This is a genomic window from Paenibacillus lautus NBRC 15380 (assembly GCF_004000945.1).
GTDB classification, from domain to species: domain Bacteria; phylum Bacillota; class Bacilli; order Paenibacillales; family Paenibacillaceae; genus Paenibacillus_AQ; species Paenibacillus_AQ lautus.
The window spans coordinates 1-17,344 of record NZ_BIMF01000035.1; the positions used below are offsets into that span (position 1 = coordinate 1).

Annotated in this window: 12 protein-coding genes; 3 read left to right on the forward strand and 9 right to left on the reverse strand. The window is 54.1% G+C overall.

Annotated features, from left to right (window positions below; genetic code table 11):
• From rnr to PLA01S_RS30210, 9 genes are all read right to left on the reverse strand, one after another.
• On the reverse strand, nucleotides 1-2,253 hold a 2,253-nt coding region (gene rnr / locus PLA01S_RS30170; protein WP_127596108.1), incomplete at its 3' end, for a ribonuclease R.
• A 196-nt stretch (nucleotides 2,254-2,449) separates the two neighbouring features.
• Nucleotides 2,450-2,680, reverse strand: a complete 231-nt coding sequence (secG, locus tag PLA01S_RS30175) for a preprotein translocase subunit SecG (protein WP_009593367.1) — start codon at nucleotides 2,678-2,680, stop codon at nucleotides 2,450-2,452.
• A gap of 207 nt (nucleotides 2,681-2,887) precedes the next feature.
• On the reverse strand, nucleotides 2,888-3,406 hold the full coding sequence (locus PLA01S_RS30180) for a hypothetical protein (protein ID WP_127596029.1): 519 nt from the start codon (nucleotides 3,404-3,406) through the stop codon (nucleotides 2,888-2,890).
• Between the two features lie 117 nt (nucleotides 3,407-3,523).
• On the reverse strand, nucleotides 3,524-3,973 hold the full coding sequence (locus PLA01S_RS30185; protein ID WP_127596032.1) for a PaaI family thioesterase: 450 nt from the start codon (nucleotides 3,971-3,973) through the stop codon (nucleotides 3,524-3,526).
• Nucleotides 3,974-4,070: 97 nt separating this feature from the next.
• Complete coding sequence (locus tag PLA01S_RS30190) at nucleotides 4,071-5,747, reverse strand: long-chain-fatty-acid--CoA ligase (RefSeq protein WP_127596035.1); 1,677 nt, start codon at nucleotides 5,745-5,747, stop codon at nucleotides 4,071-4,073.
• Nucleotides 5,748-5,848: 101 nt separating this feature from the next.
• Complete coding sequence (locus tag PLA01S_RS30195; protein ID WP_127596037.1) at nucleotides 5,849-7,639, reverse strand: acyl-CoA dehydrogenase FadE; 1,791 nt, start codon at nucleotides 7,637-7,639, stop codon at nucleotides 5,849-5,851.
• 452 nt (nucleotides 7,640-8,091) lie between these two features.
• Nucleotides 8,092-9,282, reverse strand: a complete 1,191-nt coding sequence (locus PLA01S_RS30200; RefSeq protein ID WP_127596040.1) for an acetyl-CoA C-acyltransferase — start codon at nucleotides 9,280-9,282, stop codon at nucleotides 8,092-8,094.
• Nucleotides 9,283-9,519: 237 nt separating this feature from the next.
• Nucleotides 9,520-11,961: a 3-hydroxyacyl-CoA dehydrogenase/enoyl-CoA hydratase family protein gene (locus tag PLA01S_RS30205; RefSeq protein ID WP_127596043.1), complete on the reverse strand. Its 2,442-nt coding sequence runs from the start codon at nucleotides 11,959-11,961 to the stop codon at nucleotides 9,520-9,522.
• Entirely contained in the window at nucleotides 11,958-14,138 is a 2,181-nt protein-coding gene (locus tag PLA01S_RS30210; protein ID WP_127596046.1) for a (Fe-S)-binding protein, read from the reverse strand. Before PLA01S_RS30210 ends, PLA01S_RS30205 begins: the two co-directional genes overlap by 4 nt.
• Before the next feature lie 469 nt (nucleotides 14,139-14,607).
• Between PLA01S_RS30210 and fadR the strand changes: the two genes are divergently transcribed.
• From fadR to PLA01S_RS30225, 3 genes are all read left to right on the forward strand, one after another.
• Nucleotides 14,608-15,198, forward strand: a complete 591-nt coding sequence (gene fadR / locus PLA01S_RS30215) for a fatty acid metabolism transcriptional regulator FadR (protein ID WP_127596049.1) — start codon at nucleotides 14,608-14,610, stop codon at nucleotides 15,196-15,198.
• A gap of 38 nt (nucleotides 15,199-15,236) precedes the next feature.
• Nucleotides 15,237-16,004, forward strand: coding sequence for an electron transfer flavoprotein subunit beta/FixA family protein (locus tag PLA01S_RS30220; RefSeq protein ID WP_127596052.1), 768 nt, complete (start codon nucleotides 15,237-15,239; stop codon nucleotides 16,002-16,004).
• Between the two features lie 267 nt (nucleotides 16,005-16,271).
• Nucleotides 16,272-17,249: an electron transfer flavoprotein subunit alpha/FixB family protein gene (locus PLA01S_RS30225; RefSeq protein WP_127596055.1), complete on the forward strand. Its 978-nt coding sequence runs from the start codon at nucleotides 16,272-16,274 to the stop codon at nucleotides 17,247-17,249.
• Nucleotides 17,250-17,344: the final 95 nt, after the last annotated feature.

Below are 17,344 nucleotides of genomic sequence, written 5' to 3' on the forward strand. Positions count from 1 at the left end.
AACCGCGCCGCGCTTACCGCCGCGGCCCTTACCCCCGCGGGCTGCGCCATCGCGGGCACCAAATCCGCGGCCACCGTTGCCGCCGCGGTCGCCATCGCCGCGCCCTTGACGGCGCGGCTTCATATCCACCATCTCAAAATCGATGGTGTGATCATCCATGTTCACCTTCGCCACGCGAACCTTCACATCATCACCGATGCGGTATACCTTCGAGGTCCGCTCCCCGATCAGCGCCATATGGCCCTCATCGAAATGATAATAATCGTCGGTCATCGCGCTGAGGCGAATCAAGCCTTCAACCGTGTTCTCAAGCTCGATAAACATACCGAAGCTGGTCACGCTGCTGATAATGCCTTCGAACTCTTCGCCGACCTTATCCAGCATAAATTCGGCTTTCTTGAGCGCTTCCGTATCCCGCTCCGCATCCACAGCCACACGCTCGCGCTCGGAAGATTGCTGAGCGATGTCAGCCATCCGGCCGGCCAGATGCTCATGGCGCTTCTCATTAAGCGCGCCGCCGCTCTCCAGCACTTCCCGGATAACCCGGTGAATAACCAGATCGGGATAACGCCGAATCGGAGACGTAAAGTGAGAATAATATTCCGCCGCAAGACCGAAGTGGCCCGTGCTCTCTGCATCATATTTCGCCTGCTTCATCGAACGGAGCATCATTGTGCTGAGCACCGTTTGCTCCTTCGTGCCTTGAATGGCTTCCAGCAGGTTTTGCAGCGCACGCGGATGGATCGAGTTGCCCCGTCCCTTCACCTGATGCCCAAAATTGGCCGCGAACGCCATAAAGTTCTGCAGCTTCTCCTGATCCGGGTCCTCATGAATCCGGTAGATGAACGGTACTTTCAGCCAGTGGAAATGCTCAGCCACGGTTTCGTTGGCCGCCAGCATGAATTCTTCAATGATCTGCTCCGCGATCGAGCGTTCTCTTTTGACGATATCCACGGCTTTGCCGTTCTCGTCCACAATGACCTTGGATTCCACAAAATCAAAATCCACCGCCCCACGGCGCATCCGGCGGTTCCGCAGCTTCAGCGCCAGCTCGCGCATCAAGCGGAAATCCTCAACGAGGTCACTATAGCGCTCGATCAGCTCCGGATCCTCATCCACCAGGATTTTTCTCACATTGTTATACGTCATCCGTTCTTTCGTACGGATAACGCTCGTAAAGATATCGTGCTTTACGACCTTCATCTGATCGTTGAATTCCATCTCACAGGACATCGTCAGACGATCCACCTGCGGATTCAAACTACAAATCCCGTTGGACAGACGATGCGGCAGCATCGGGATTACCCGATCCACCAAATACACGCTGCAGCCGCGATTGTAAGCTTCCTTATCCAGCTCGGAGCGCTCTCGGACGTAATAGCTGACATCGGCAATATGGACGCCCAGACGGTAGTTCCCGTTCGGCAGACGCTCCACGTTCACCGCATCATCGAGATCCTTGGCATCTTCGCCGTCAATCGTCACGATGTTCAAACCGCGCAAATCCCGGCGTCCCTGCTGCACAATCTCATCTTCCGTAATGGAATCCGGCGCTGCATCCGCTTCAGCCAGCACTTCCTCCGGAAAACCTTCGGGCAGCTGATGCTTGCGGATAATGGACAAAATGTCGACACCCGGATCATCCTTGTGACCCAGAATCTCCACCACTTCGCCCTCTGCCGCAGCTCTTCCTTCCGGATAGCTCACCAGCTTCACCACGACCTTCACGCCATCAACGGCTCCGTTCATCGCATGCTTCGGAATAAAAATATCCCGGTTAATCCGCTTGTCATCCGGCAGCACGAAGCCGTAGGCTTCATGGTTCTGGAATACACCCACGACTTGGGTGACGGCGCGCGTCACGATACGGACCACTTCGCCTTCCATTTTGCCGCCGTCGCTGCTTTTGGAACTGATCCGGATAAGCACGATATCTCCATTCATCGCACTCTTCAAGTCATTGGCATGAATGTACACATCCGGGTGCTCGCGATCATCGGGAATCAGAAAAGCAAAACCCTTTGCATGTGCCTGCAGACGTCCGCGCAGCAAATTCATCCGTTCCGGCACGCCATATCGCTCGGTGCTGGTCAGAATGATTTTTCCGGATTGTTCAAGCTCATTCAGCAGCTTCAAGAATTCCCTGAATTCATGGGCATCCTTAATGGCAAAATGCTGCTCCAATTCCTGGTACGTCATCGGTTTGTATGCAGTTTCCCGCATAAAATTCAGTAATATTTCTTCAGTTATCATCATTATCACCTCGGGGAACCTGCAATTTCATCGTTCCGCTATCCATTCTTTACCTTCATATACTCATACCCTAGTATACACGAATTTAATCTCCGGTATCCTTCCGAACACCGTCTTAACCTATGTATTCCAAAATTCAGGCAAATAAAAAACCCCCGCTCTTCCAAGAGTGAAAAAGCGAGGGTAACGTTCATTGTTATTTCAACATAGCAACAACGATGGCCAAAATCATAAATCCTGCTGCAAGACCTACCGTTGTACGCTGCAGTACGAGATCCATACCGCGAGCCTTCGTTTTACCAAAAAGATGTTCCGCACCGCCGGAGATGGCACCGGCAAGACCTGCGCTTTTCCCTTTTTGGAGAAGAACGACAGTAATCAACCCGATGGAGAAAATAACAAGCAACACTTCAAAAAATACAACCATGACTTCCACCTCCTACGTATGTAAACATCTGAATTTATGATCTGAAGAGACATTCTAGATTCTACATGAAAAACAGCATTTTTATTGTACCACAGCTTTATCGACCTGACAAGGAGTAAGGGTGAATCACTCCAACCAGAATCATGTCATCCTGTTTCTCGGTTATAAGTCACAGCAACTAAATCAATCAGTGTCCATTCCGGATCGTTAGAACAATTTTTCGTCTGACAAAACCTTACCGGCCTGATCCTTAGCTCGAATTGAAAGGCTTAGTGGAGGATCTTCCCAGATATAATACCATAGAGCAAAATCGCTTTCTCTTACTAAATTACCTTTTTGCCCATTTACCTCTATTGTTGTTATTTGACGGTTAGTAATCGTCCCGTAAACAACGCTAAATTGTTTGGACTCAGCAACTTCATATGTAAAACCTTTATTTGAAGTAATCGGTATACCTCCTACTATGTGCGCTTTCATTTTTCTATTGTTCTCTAATACACCTAATCCAAGTCCAGGGTAAGTGTTATATACTGTATTTGTATAAAAGGCATACATAGTATTGTTTTTTATGTCATAATGAACCAATTCTTTAAACGTATCATCTTGAATAGTAAGCTGGTCAACAATCTTTGTTTCAATAGATTTGCTGTCGTAAATAATGAATTGAAGAAAGATACCGAACACGAATAATAAGGCTAATAATGAGATTATTAATTTTATTTTCAAAATGATTCACCTTTTTCTTCTGTTTTCCCTTTAGAGTAGCTGCAGCTCACCAAAAAAATAAATGGCCTGCCCCTCCAGAGTTGGCAGACCACCTGTTTCATAGCAGCCAAGGCTGCTTTATTTCACTCGGAAGGACCCTGTGCTGATCGCCACAAGCTCGCCCTTCTCGTTCGTAATCCTGCATTCCGTTGTGACCGATCGGTGCGTCTGATGCACGATGCTTGCCGTTACGGTGAGGACACCCGCCCTGGCCGGCATGACAAAATGCACGTTCAGATTGCTCGTCACCGTTGATTCGCCGGGGCGCTCCAGCATGACGGCAATGCCCATGGCGTTATCCATCAATGAGGAGAGTACGCCGCCATGCACGATGCCCATCATATTCATATGATGAGGCTGGGCATCCAGCGTCACAACAACGGCCTCCGAGCTGGCGGACGCAAGCTTGCAGCCGAGATATCCCCAGAAGGTGGGCTCCGCCGCTTGGGTCATGGCCTCAATGTACGCCTCCCGGTCGAATTCCTGCTGTCCGGCCTTCATATCGGGATTGGCATTGGTATGATTCATCAGGCCGCCTCCTTTTTTCTTATGACGTCGTTAGTACTGTATCCATTCCAGCGTAATTACATGAATCGTTTATCATGCCTACTCCGTATTCTGCGCTTCAGCCCGTTCTGCCTTCCTCTTCCTCCTCCAGCAGCTTGCGGCGCAGCACCTTGCCTACCATCGTCTTCGGCAGCGAGTCGCGGAACACGTACTCACGCGGCACCTTATAGGCTGCCAACTGACTGCGGCAAAACTTCTCAAGGCCCGAAGGGTCTGGAGACGCGCCATCCTTCAGCACAATATAAGCTCTCACGGTCTCGCCGCGATAATCGTCCTTCGTTCCGACCACGACGGCTTCCTTCACGGAAGGATGCTCATACAGCACTTCCTCGATCTCCCGAGGATAAATATTGAAACCGCTTGCAATGATCATGTCTTTCTTGCGGTCGATGATCGTAAAATACCCCTCTTCGTCCATCGTGGCCATATCGCCCGTGAACAGCCAGCCGTTGCGCAGCGTATCGAACGTCTCCTCCGGCCGGTTCCAGTACCCCATCATCACCTGAGGACCTTTCACAATCAGCTCACCAGGCTCGCCGACCGGCATTTCTTCGCCCGTATCGGGATCGACCACCTTGGCATCCGTATCCGGGACAGGTAAGCCGATGGTACCGATTTTGCGCCTTCCCCAGATCGGATTCACATGGGTAACCGGGGAAGCTTCGGTCAGGCCGTAGCCTTCGATCAGCCGCCCTTTGGTCAGCTCCTCGAACTTATCCTGCACCTCGACCGGAAGCCCGGCAGAGCCGCTGACGCAAGCATTGATCGACGACAGATCATATTCCTTGATCCGCGGGTGATTAATAAGTGCAATATACATGGTCGGGGCGCCCGGGAAAAGCGTTGGCTTCATTTTTTTGATCAGGTTCAGAATCATTGTCACTTCGAATTTCGGTACCAATATCAGCATGCCGGCACGGTAGATTGCCTGGTTCAGCAGCACGGTCAACCCGAATACGTGAAAACAGGGCAGAACCGCCAAATACCGCTCCCTCCCATCCTCTACCTGAAAGCACCAGTTGGCGGATTGCACGGTATTGGCGATCAGATTCATATGCGTCAGCATGACGCCTTTCGGAACACCGGTCGTGCCGCCGGTATACTGGAGCAGTGCCAAGTCCGTCTCCGCCTTCACGGATTCGCAGATCGGGTCATTCGGGGCGCTCGCAAGCAGCTTTTTGAAGGCATGGACCCGGCTTCCATAGTTGACGACCGGAAGGGGACCCTCCTTCTTGGCTTTGATCGGGTAGAGAAGGTTCTTGGGGAACGGCAGGTAATCCGCCACGGACGTGACAATCATATGCTCCAGGTCCGTTTCCTCGATGACTTTTTCAATGCGGGACACAAACATATCCATCGTGATGATGATCTTGGCACCGGAATCCTTCATCTGATGCGCAATTTCCCGCTCCATATAGAGCGGGTTGGTCATGACGGCCACGGCTCCGGCCAGCAGCACGCCATAATACGACATCACCACCTGCGGGCAGTTGGGCAGCATAATCGCTACCCGGTCGCCCTTCTTAATCCCTTTGCTGCGGAGCGCGTTTGCCATACGATAGGACGACTCCAACAGACTCCTATAGTTGATCGTCTTGCCCATGAAATACATGGCCGGCCGATTCGGAAATTTCTGTGCCGACGTCACGAGAAATGATGCCAAATTCTGTTTCGGATAATCAAAAGCGGGGGCTACTTCGGGTGGATAAAACGGCAGCCAAGGCTTTGTATCCATACAAAACCAACCCTTTCCTAAGGAATGCTCCTTCTTTCCTACTCCAAGAAAAATCTCTCTCTTTTCAGGCTACACACGCATCTTATTGGCGTTGACGCGTGTTACACCGTGTACCGCTCGTTCTTGACCACGCGGGCTGCGATGCTGCGCTTGAGGGCCACCGTATCGACCGGCGTGCAACGTGTCAGTTTCTTGAGCACCGACAGCTGCATGCGCAGCATATCCCCGGTTTCCACCGAGGCCAGCGTCTCTTTCGCGAGTGCTTCAATGCGCTGGAACGCCTCGCATGCAAACACCTGCGTCATCTCGATCATGCTGGCTGCTTTTTCCTCGGAGGTGCGTTCGATTTGCTTGCGGGTACGCAGCAGCGCACTCTCGAGGGCATAAATATCAATCATCATATCCGCCAGATTGGACAAGGCCTCCTGCTCTTTCTCCAGCTTCGTGCCGAACTTCTGTACCGCCAAACCGCCTGCGAGGAGGAAAATCTTCTTGCTCATGTCCAGGAAGTGCGCTTCCTGCTCCAGTGTACCTTCGAAGGTTTGACCAGGTACCAGCTGCAGCAGCTCACCCTGGAGACCTTGCGCTTTTTGCAGGAGCGCGATCTCGCCCTTCATCGCCTTCTTCACAAGCGTGCCCGGAATTAGGAGCCGGTTGATCTCGTTCGTGCCTTCAAATATGCGGTTGATGCGGGAGTCCCGATAGATGCGTTCTACTTTATACTCTTGGATATACCCATAGCCCCCGTGAATCTGCACCGCTTCGTCTGCCACATTATCGAGTCCTTCTGAACAAAACACCTTGTTGATCGAGCATTCGATGGCATAGTCGGAGATCGCGGCGGCAGAATGAATGCCTGCATCCTCGCTGTTGTAATCGATGTCCTGCATCGCTTCATCCAGCAGTCCTGCCGTACGGTACACCATGCTCTCCATCACGAAGGTGGTGATGTTCATCTCGGCCAGCTTCTTGCGCATAAGCGGGAACTGCGAGATGGGCGTATCGAACTGTTTACGGGTGTTAGCATATTTCGCGCTCAGCTCGATCGATTCCTTCGCTGCCCCGACCGTGCCGGCTGCCAATTTATACCTGCCGATGTTCAGGATGTTGAAGGCGATCCGGTGGCCTTTGCCAATCTCGCCGAGCAGGTTCTCCTTCGGCACCTTCACGTCTTCGAAGAAGAGCGGACGCGTCGACGAGCCCTTGATGCCCATCTTCTTCTCCTCCGGTCCGAGCGTGAAGCCCTCCATCTCCTTCTCGACAATGAACGCGGTGAAATGCTCCCCGTCAATCTTGGCGTAGACGATAAAGATATCCGCAAATCCAGCGTTAGTTATATATAGCTTCGATCCGTTCAAAATATAATAGTCTCCATCATCCGACAAGCGTGCCGTTGTTTTGGCACCCAGCGCATCCGAGCCGGAGGTCGGCTCCGTCAAGCAATAAGCCGCTATTTTGGCGCCGGTCGAGAGATCCGGCAGGTACTTCTGTTTCTGCTCGGTCGTACCGAAGAACACGATCGGCAGCGTTCCGATCCCGACATGAGCCCCGAAGGAAAGCGCAAAGGACGAACCCTTCGCCAACGCTTCGTTAATAATCGTGGAGCTGACCTTATCCAGGCCGATCCCGCCGAACGGCTCCGGCACATCGGCCCCAAGCAGGCCCAGCTCGCCTGCTTTGCGAAGCAGGTCTACTGTCATCTCGTAATTCAGCTTCTCCAGCTCTTCATCATGCGGCACGACTTCGCCGTCGATAAAATCGCGCACCGTCTCGCCGATCATACGATGCTCTTCCGTGAAATCCTCCGGTGTCAGGATGCGCTGCATATCGGGATTATCGATGACAAAGCTGCCGCCTTTGATTTTCGGTTCTTTGGTTTGGTTATCGCTCATGATTGGTTTCCCCTTTCGGAATGTGGAATAAGGTGGAGTGCAATGGTAGCTAGATGGAAGCTAAAAGCGTAAATTGTCCGCTCCGCGTGCGGATTGTACTTCCGATCGCTGTTGAGTTTGGATTTCCGATAATGGATCTATCAATAGTAGAAATCCAAACTCAAAGGCGAACACTTCGTTTCTCCAGTACAATTCCGCTCTCTCCGCTGGGCTAGACACTCAGGTCCTGACCCCTGCCTCCGGCTATCTTTGCACTCCCCTGTGGTTGGAGTGAGTTGTGCCGTGTCCGGTCCGTGTACGGAGCGGACACGACCGGTGAACTTGGCGGGCCACAACTCCTTGGGACTTGCTCCGCCTCTCCCCCAGTCAAGAAGAAGGCCACTTCCCTACGCCTGCCATCTAACAAGATTTGTTTCTATAACGAACGAGTTACGACTCCTATGGAAGAGGATTTACGCCCCTGCAGCATGCACCTCGAACACCCCCGCAGCGCCCATACCGCCGCCGATGCACATGCTCACGACGCCGTAGCCGCCGCCGCGGCGGGCGAGCTCGGATACAAGGCTGACGGTCAGCTTGGCACCGGTGCAGCCGAGCGGGTGACCGAGCGCAATGGCGCCGCCGTTGACATTGACCTTGCTCTCATCGATATTAAGCGCGCGGATGATGTGGAGGCATTGCGAAGCAAACGCTTCGTTAATCTCGAACACATCGACCTGATCCAGCTCGATGCCCGCCATGCGCAGTGCCTTCGGAATCGCTTCGACGGGGCCGACGCCCATAATCTCCGGCTCTACACCTGCCAGGGCAAAGGATTTGAAGGTAGCCAGCGGGGTAAGGCCCAGCTCCTCCGCTTTCTCGCGGCTCATGACGGCTACGGCCGCCGCGCCGTCACTCGTCTGAGACGCGTTGCCCGCCGTAACCGAGCCGCCAAGGGCAAAGGCCGGCTTCAGTCTGGCCAGCACATCCGGGGTCGTGTCCGGCCGGACCCCTTCATCCGTATCGCAGGCAAAGGTTTTGCTGCGCACCTTCCCCTGCTCATCGGCCGCAGCTAGGGTTACATTCACCGGTACGATCTCGTCCCGGAACTTGCCTTCCGCGATAGCAGCGGCGGCCTTACGGTGACTGCTGGCCGCGAAGGCATCCTGCGCTTCGCGGGTGATGCCGAAGCGGCGGGCCACCTCTTCCGCCGTGTGGCCCATGCCGATGTACACCTCCGACATCTCTTCGACGATGGTCGGATGCGGTGCCGGCTTGAAGCCGGTCATCGGCACATGGCTCATGCTCTCGACACCGCCGGCGACGATCACCTCGGCATGGCCGAGCATAATGCGCTCCGCTGCAAAAGCAATCGCCTGAAGCCCCGAGGAGCAGAAGCGATTGACGGTCAATGCGGGAACCGTGACCGGATACCCCGCATACAGCGAGATAATCCGCGCAACATTCAGGCCTTGCTCGCCTTCCGGCATTGCGCAGCCGAGGATGATGTCCTCGACATCCTCTTTTTTCAAGCCCGGCGCACGCTCAATGACGGCTTCCAGTACGGCTTTGCCGAGATCCTCTACGCGCGTCTGGGCAAAACTGCCCTTCTTCGCCTTCCCCACCGGGGTGCGAGCAAGGGATACTATGACTGCTTCTCTCATGCCATTCACCTCATCAACTTAAAATGGTTGGAGCCAATACCGTGTTTATAATTGCTGGCCGCTAATCGGCCGTGAAATGAATTCGTAATGGGTGGAGCTAATACTGATTAAAGAGCCGCCACTATCAAACTTCAGCAGTATGGATAACCTGCCGCCGTGTACTGTATGCACCGTTGATTTGGCGAATCGTACGTTGCGAATGATAGATCATCTCTTAGCTGAGAAGCTCTCATCGCCCTAATTCCGCAGCGGCTTGCCTTTTGCCAGCATATGCTGCATGCGCTGCTGGGTCTTGACCTCACCGAGCAGACTGAGGAACGCTTCGCGCTCCAGGTCGAGCAGATGCTGCTCACTCACGACCGTTCCCGCAGGGACGTCGCCGCCCGTCAGGATGTGCGCCAGCTTCTTCGCGATCAACAGATCGTGATCGCTGATATAGCCGCTACGCTTCATGTCGATGGCACCCATCTGAAGCACGGCCCGGCCGTCGCGGCCGACAACGCGTGCTTTGCCCGGCTGCGGCGGAGCATAGCCTGCCCGGTCCATCTCTAATACCGCTTGCTTCGCTTCATGGATCCGGTAGTCCTGGTTCATGACCACCGAATCTCCGCTCCGCCCATATCCCATGCGGATCGCTTCATGTCCGCTGGTCGATGCCTTGGCCATCGCCACCATCTCGAAAATTTTGTTGATCTCCGGCTGGAGGTCGCTGTCCTTATCGGGATGACGGTTGCTGGTCATGAGCGCCAGCTCCTTGCAGCCGCCGCCTGCCGGGATGAGGCCGACCCCCGTCTCCACGAGACCGAAATAGGTCTCCGCAGAGAAAATGATTCGGTCAGCAGGCAGGCACGCTTCCACGCCGCCGCCGAGTGTCATCCGGTGAGGCGCGGCCACAACCGGCTTTTCCAGTGCTTTCAGCTTCATCATGCTGCCCTGGAACAGACGGATGATGTCATCCACCTCATCCCAGTCGCCGCTCTGCGCTTCCATTAGCATGAGCATCAGATTGGCGCCGACGCAGAAGTTGCGGCCTTCGTTCGCCAGCACCAGCCCGCGGTAATTTGCCCGAACCTCTTCTACGCTCTGCTGAATCATGACCAAAATATCGGCACCGATTGCATTGTTCGGCGAAGTGAATTCAAGGCACGCCACGCCATCCCCAATATCGATCAGATTCGCCCCCGTATTCGAGCGGATGATCCGGTTTTGCGATTTGAGCGCCTGCAGCGAGATCAGCTCAGGCTGAACCTCTACGCCCTTGTACTCGCCTTTGAAATAATGGAACACCTCGCCGTCCTTCTGCTGATAGAAGGACTTGTTGCCGGCGGCAATCCAATCCTTCACCCAAGCCGGGACCGCCGTGCCCTCCGCTTCCATGCGCTGCACGGATTCCGGCAGTCCGATCAGATCCCAGGTCTCGAAAGGACCGAGCTCCCAGTTGAAGCCCCATTTCATCGCGTTGTCGATGTCCTGGATGGAATCGGCGATCTCTCCCAGCTTGTCGGCCGCATAAACAAGCACTTGCTTCAATACATTCCAAGCCAGTTCCGAGTAACGGTCCTGCGTTCCCAGGAATGCCTTGATCTTCCGCTTGGCTCCCTTCACCGCCTTGGCGGCTTCGATGGAAGCGGAGCTCACTTTGGCGCTCGGATTGTACTCCATCGTGGACAGGTTAAGCGATAAGATTTTGCTGCCTTGTTCGCTCTTTACTTTTTTATAGAATCCCTGGCCGCCCTTCTCACCGATCCAGCCGCGGGTGACGAGTTCATTCATGACATCGGGAACCGTGAACACGTCCTTCTCGTTCCCGTCCGGTACGGAGTCGTACACGTTTCTCGCAACGTGCACGAAGGTATCGATGCCAACCAAATCCAGCGTACGGAAGGTGGCACTCTTCGGTCGCCCCAGAACAGGCCCGGTGGCCGCATCCACTTCCTCCACGGTATAGCTGTTCTTCACCATCTCTTGCAGCGTGACCAGAAGACCGTAGGTGCCGATCCGGTTCGAGATGAAGTTCGGCGTATCCTTCGCAAGCACAACCCCTTTACCAAGGCGCTTCGTGCAGAAATCAACCATAAACTTCGTAATGTCCGGATCGGTATCATAACCCGGGATAATCTCCAGCAGCTTCATATGACGCGGCGGATTGAAGAAATGGGTCCCCAGGAAGTGGCTGCGGAATTCCTCGCTGCAGTCCTCGACCATCGCATTCACGGAAATGCCGGAGGTATTCGTGCTGACGATCGATCCTTCCTTACGTACGCCCTCAATCTGTTTGAAAATGCTTTTCTTGATCTCCAGGCGCTCCGTGACCACCTCAATGATCCAGTCCACGTCCTTCAACTGGCTCAGATGATCCTCGGTATTCCCCGGGGTGATCCGGCCCACAAAATCGGCGCTGTACAGCGGAGCCGTGCTGGATTTAGGCAGAGCGGCAATCGCTTTGGAGGCCAGCCTGTTTCGTACCTTCGGATGATCCAGCGTCAGTCCGGCTTTTTCCTCCTCCGCGCTCAAGGAATTCGGAACGATGTCGAGCAGCAGGCAGGGAATGCCCGCATTCGCGAGATGGGCGGCGATCCCCGACCCCATGACGCCGGAGCCGATCACCGCGGCTTTGGTTATGTTTCGACTTGCGACACCGGAACCGTTGACGGCTTCTTTGGTAATGGTATTACTCATTGCACAACGACCTCCTGTTCATGGATTTCGGATAGACCGAATACGGATAACTCCAGAATTTCCGCGATATCTCGCGTTTTTACGCTTTCTTCTACTTCCTTCAGCTTCGTGCCGTCCTCCAGCATCGTCAGACAGAACGGACAAGCCGAACTGATCATCGTCGGGGATACGGTCAGCGCCTGCTCGGTACGCGCCAGATTCACGCGCTTGCCCGCGTCCTCTTCCATCCACATCTGCCCGCCGCCGGCCCCGCAGCACATCCCGTTCTCGCGATTCCGCTCCATCTCCAGGAGCTCAACGCCAGGAATGGCGCGAAGCACGCTGCGCGGCTGATCGTACACATGGTTATACCGTCCAAGGTAGCAGGAGTCATGATAGGTGATTTTCTCCTGAACCTGGTATTTAGGCTTAAGACGCCCTTCCTTCACCAGCTGGTCCAGCAGCTCCGTATGATGAATGACCTCGGCTTCAAGCCCAAACTCCGGGTACTCGTTCTTCAAAATATTGAAGGTATGCGGACAAGCTGTAACGATTCGCTTCACATCGTACTTCTGGAATGTCTCGATGTTCTCCGTGCACAGCTGCTGGAACAGAAATTCATTGCCCATCCGGCGCGGCGTATCGCCCGAATTCTTCTCCTCGTTGCCGAGAATGGCGAAATTGACGCCCGCTTCATTCATAAGCCGGACAAAAGCCTTGGTGATCTTGCGGCTGCGATTATCGTAAGAGCCCATGGAGCCGACAAAGAACAGCACGTCGAAATCCGGGTTTTCCTTCACGGTCGGAATCTTCAGATTCAAAGTCCCTTCCGGATCGACCTCCTTCACCCACTTGCTCCGGTCCGCGCGGCTGATTCCCCAAGGGTTGCCTTGTCGCTCGATGTTTTGCATCGCGCGCTGGCCTTCCTGCGGCACGCTGCCCTCCATCAGAACGAGATGACGCCGGAGGTCCACGATTTTATCGACATGCTCATTCGCGACCGGACATTGATCCTCGCAGTTTCGGCAGGTCGTGCACGCCCAAATCTCTTCTTCCGTCATGACGCCGCCGATCAATTGAATGTCCTTCGGGTCTACTCCCTCGACTTGGTGCCAAGAGCGCTTCTGCACATCCATCGTCGGTCCGATATCGGTGATGCCCTCGCCCTTCCAGCCGACAAGCGCCAGATCCGTCGCAGCCATCGTGTGGGAGCCGGGTGATCCAAACACCGAGGCAGGCATCCATGCTGATTTGGAGGTGAGCGCGGCCCCTTTTTCCGTGAGATGATCCCTTAGCTTCACAATCATGTGCATCGGCGACAGCAGCTTGCCTGTATTCGATGCCGGGCACACGTTGGTGCACCTTCCGCACTCGACGCAGGCATAGAAATCCAGCATCTGTTTCTGCGTGAAGTCCTCGATTTTGCCGACCCCAAATTCCTCGGCCTCCTCATCCTCCAGATCCAGCTTGCTGAGCTTACTCGGGGGATCGGTGCGGCGTACCAGAATGTTGATCGGCGCCGTAATGAGATGAAAATGCTTCGATTGCGGTACATAGATAAGGAACGACAACAGAATCAACAGATGCAGCCACCAGAACGCGTAATAGCAAACCGTCACCGCCACCGGCGGCATCCAGGCAAACACGGCCGCAATACTTGATGAGATCGGGGCCATTGCCGACCACGCCAGTCCTTCCATGAGCCGTTCAAAAGCCATCGTCAGCAGCACCGAAGCCATCAGCGTGGTGATGAAAAATACGACAATGCTTGGCTTCCAGCCTCGCTTGAGCCGTTTCAGCTTCTCGCCATAGCGGCGATATGCCGCGTAACCGATGGCCAGCAGAATCAGCGCAACCGTAATCTCCTGCATGAGGATAAAGCCGGCGTGCCCCGGTATCGGCAGGCTGTGACCCGACAGCCCTTTCCAGATGATGTCGAGCGCTCCGAACTGCAAAATGATAAATCCATAAAACACGATAAAGTGCATGATGCCGCTCTTGCGATCCTTAAACAGCTTGCTCTGTCCGAATACCTGGATGGCGAATTGGCTCAGGCGTTCCTTCAGATCCTTCTTCAGATTCGCTGGCTTGCCCAAACGGATATACAGGTACCGGCGATACACCACGGTGGCGAACATATACACCGCCCAACCGGTGATCAAGACAAAGAGCAGCGCGTTGATTAATGTTAGAATCATCTCTCTCAGCTCCTTGCGTTAAAAAATCCTTCTTTCTTCTGGTAGTCTGGTGCAGCATCCCATTTCCCGAAGCTCCTGTCACTCCTTCCAAAACCTCTTGTCATGTGTTCATGTCAGGGCCATATATGAAGCGCTTTCATTAGAGTAGCGAAAATAGACCTCCACATCGTGCCGTGCCGACCACTCTAAACCGAACTTCATCGTTTCTGGCTGCATCTCTTCATCCGTACAACGCTCTCATCTGTACTTGCCTGCGGATACCCAGTGACTTGTTTCTTCCGGTTGAACTGCCGTCTATTGCTCTGATATGAACGCCTTATTCTGCTGCTCTGATCCATCTGCTTCATCGATTCCACGCTTCTTCGTAACCCATCGTTGACAATGACATGAACGTATTTTATGATGGATACAAGAAATGAATGAGTATTCATTCATAATTTTAACTGTATTCTAACACCGGGGTGAGCATATGACAAGTAAAAAAAATGAAAAATACCACCTTATTCTCCAGGGCGCCCTGAAAGTATTCGCCGAGAACGGCTACCACCGGTCCCAGGTATCCAAGATCGCCAAGGCTGCCGGCGTAGCTGACGGCACCATCTATTTGTACTTCAAGAGAAAGGAGGATATCCTGATCCGCCTGTTCCAGGAGAAGCTTGGCGAGCTGGTCGGCAAATTTCACGAAAGCGTGGAAGGATCCACGGACGCCGTGGAAGCGCTGCGGACGGTGTGCAGCATCCATTTCTCGGAGCTCGAGAGCAACCCTGAGCTTGCTTATGTCACGCAGATTGAGCTGCGGCAGAGCGATCTGGAGCTGCGCAAGGAAATCGGCAGCGCATTGAAGCCATATATTGTGCTGATCGAGAATATCCTGGAACAGGGCATGAAAGAACAGAAATTCCGTTCCGATCTGAACGTCAAACTGGTGCGCAACCTGATTTTTGGCGCGATGGACGAAGCGGTAACCTCTTGGCTGATCTCCGGCCGCAAGTATTCTCTGTCCGATCAGGCGGATGAGACGCTTAGCTTTTTCCTGAACGGTGTTTCCGGCGGTCAATAAGTCCCGCTGATATTCATATTGAAGGGAGCGTTTAACCGATGAAGATTGTGGTATTGCTTAAACAGACCTTTGACACGGAGGAAAAAATTACGATTGAGAACGGATCGATTGCCGAGGATGGGGTGAAATTTGTCATCAATCCGTATGACGAGTATGCGGTGGAGGAAGCCGTGAAGCTGCGGGATGACCACGGCGGCAGCGTGACACTCCTATCCGTCGGACCAGATCGTACGGCGGAGGCCCTGCGGACGGCTCTGGCCATGGGCGCCGATGATGCCGTGCTGATCTCCGACGAGCGAATTCCAGACGATGAATATGCGGTATCGAAGGTGCTGTATGCGTATTTGTCCAAGGAAAGCCCGGATCTGATCCTTGGCGGCAACTTCTCCGTGGATCGCGGTTCGGGTCAGGTGGCCATTCGCCTGGCGAGCCTTCTCGGTATTTCGCATGCCGGCTCCATTACCAAGCTTACGCTGAACGGTACCACGGCTGAAGTACATCGGGATGCGGAAGGCGATCTTGAAGTGCTGGAAGTTCAGCTCCCAGCGATCTTCACGGCACAGCAGGGATTGAACGAACCCCGCTATCCATCGCTGCCTGGCATCATGAAGGCAAAGAAAAAGCCATTTCAGACGTTGACCCTGGATGATCTCGGGTTATCGGAGGCCGATATCCAGCCGGCAACGAAGCAAAGCGAGCTGTCCTTGCCGCCGGAGCGAAGTGCCGGACGCATTCTGAAGGGCGAGCCTGCCGAAGTAGCACATGAGCTGGTATCCTTGCTCCGCACCCAGTCGAAAGTGATCTAATTAGCGGGTGTACAGGTGTGCCCCTTTGACTCTTGCTATTGAATGCGGTTACACAGCACCGACAGAGAGCCATGTCATCATTCCTTATGTATTCTGATTGTATGGTTTACGGGATGTCCGTCATGCACGCTTTTCGCTTGATACGTTTCGCGAATCCGAGCAGCAGCGGTCGGAGGAAATCTCCACAATTCGCTTAGGTTGCTCAGGCTGGTTCAATCGTCAAACTCTCTTCACTTCAATCTCAAATGGATCCTAGGAGGTTATGATATGAGCAAAACGATATTAGTGTATGCCGAGAACCGGGATGGGAAGCTGCGCCAGGTTGCCCTCGAGACGCTTGGCGCGGCTCGTTTGATTGCTGGTGACGGTGACAGCATCCGCATTCTGGTCGCAGGCTCGAATATTACCGAGGCCGTATCGGACCTGAACACCTACGGTGCCGATACGATCTATACGGTTGAGCATGATGATCTGGAGAGCTACAATCCCGAAGCATATATGGCGGCCATTGAAGCGGTTATTGGTCAGGCGCAGCCGGATGCTGTCCTCTTCGGACATACAGCCATCGGCCGCGACCTGGCACCGCTGGTGGCTGCTTCCTTGAATGCCGGACAGATCTCCGACGTCACCGCTATTGACAACGACGGCGGAGAAGCGGTGTTCACTCGTCCGCTCTATGCGGGTAAAGCTTTTGAGAAGCGCGTCTTCCAGAACGGGCCGTGGGTGGTCACGGTCCGTCCGAACAATATTCCCGCCGCGGAAGCCATCGAAGGTGCCGGCACCAGCATTGAGGACATCGCTTACCCGGCTCCTTCCCTTCGCTCCGTGGTAAAGGACGTCGTTCGTAAAACCACGGGAAAAATCGACCTCTCGGAAGCCAAAATCGTCATTTCCGGCGGTCGCGGCGTTAAGAGTGCAGAAGGCTTCCAGCCGCTGGAGGAGCTCGCGGACCTGCTCGGCGGGGCCGTCGGCGCATCGCGCGGAGCCTGTGATGCCGGCTACTGCGATTACGCGCTCCAGATCGGACAGACCGGCAAAGTGGTCACGCCCGAGATCTATATTGCCTGCGGCATTAGCGGCGCCATCCAGCATCTGGCCGGCATGAGCCAATCGCGGGTTATTATCGCCATAAACAAAGACCCTGAGGCACCGATCTTCAAGGTAGCCGATTACGGCATCGTTGGCGATTTGTTCGATATCGTCCCTCTGCTAACTGAGGAATTCCGCAAGGTCCTGGTATCGTAAAACTTCTTAACGGTTGATCCCACGGTAACATGTCAAAAAAGGCTGCCTCAGGTCCAAGGGACCTGAGGCAGCCTTTTACTTCGTAAGTTTTACCG

Coding starts and splice junctions, on each gene's coding strand:
- fadR (WP_127596049.1), top strand. CDS start 14,608: ATGACAAGTAAAAAAAATGAAAAATACCACCTTATTCTCCAGGGCGCC.
- PLA01S_RS30225 (WP_127596055.1), top strand. CDS start 16,272: ATGAGCAAAACGATATTAGTGTATGCCGAGAACCGGGATGGGAAGCTG.
- secG (WP_009593367.1), bottom strand. CDS start 2,680: ATGGTTGTATTTTTTGAAGTGTTGCTTGTTATTTTCTCCATCGGGTTG.
- PLA01S_RS30190 (WP_127596035.1), bottom strand. CDS start 5,747: ATGGATACAAAGCCTTGGCTGCCGTTTTATCCACCCGAAGTAGCCCCC.
- PLA01S_RS30210 (WP_127596046.1), bottom strand. CDS start 14,138: ATGATTCTAACATTAATCAACGCGCTGCTCTTTGTCTTGATCACCGGT.
- PLA01S_RS30200 (WP_127596040.1), bottom strand. CDS start 9,282: ATGAGAGAAGCAGTCATAGTATCCCTTGCTCGCACCCCGGTGGGGAAG.
- PLA01S_RS30185 (WP_127596032.1), bottom strand. CDS start 3,973: ATGAATCATACCAATGCCAATCCCGATATGAAGGCCGGACAGCAGGAA.
- PLA01S_RS30205 (WP_127596043.1), bottom strand. CDS start 11,961: ATGAGTAATACCATTACCAAAGAAGCCGTCAACGGTTCCGGTGTCGCA.
- PLA01S_RS30195 (WP_127596037.1), bottom strand. CDS start 7,639: ATGAGCGATAACCAAACCAAAGAACCGAAAATCAAAGGCGGCAGCTTT.
- PLA01S_RS30220 (WP_127596052.1), top strand. CDS start 15,237: ATGAAGATTGTGGTATTGCTTAAACAGACCTTTGACACGGAGGAAAAA.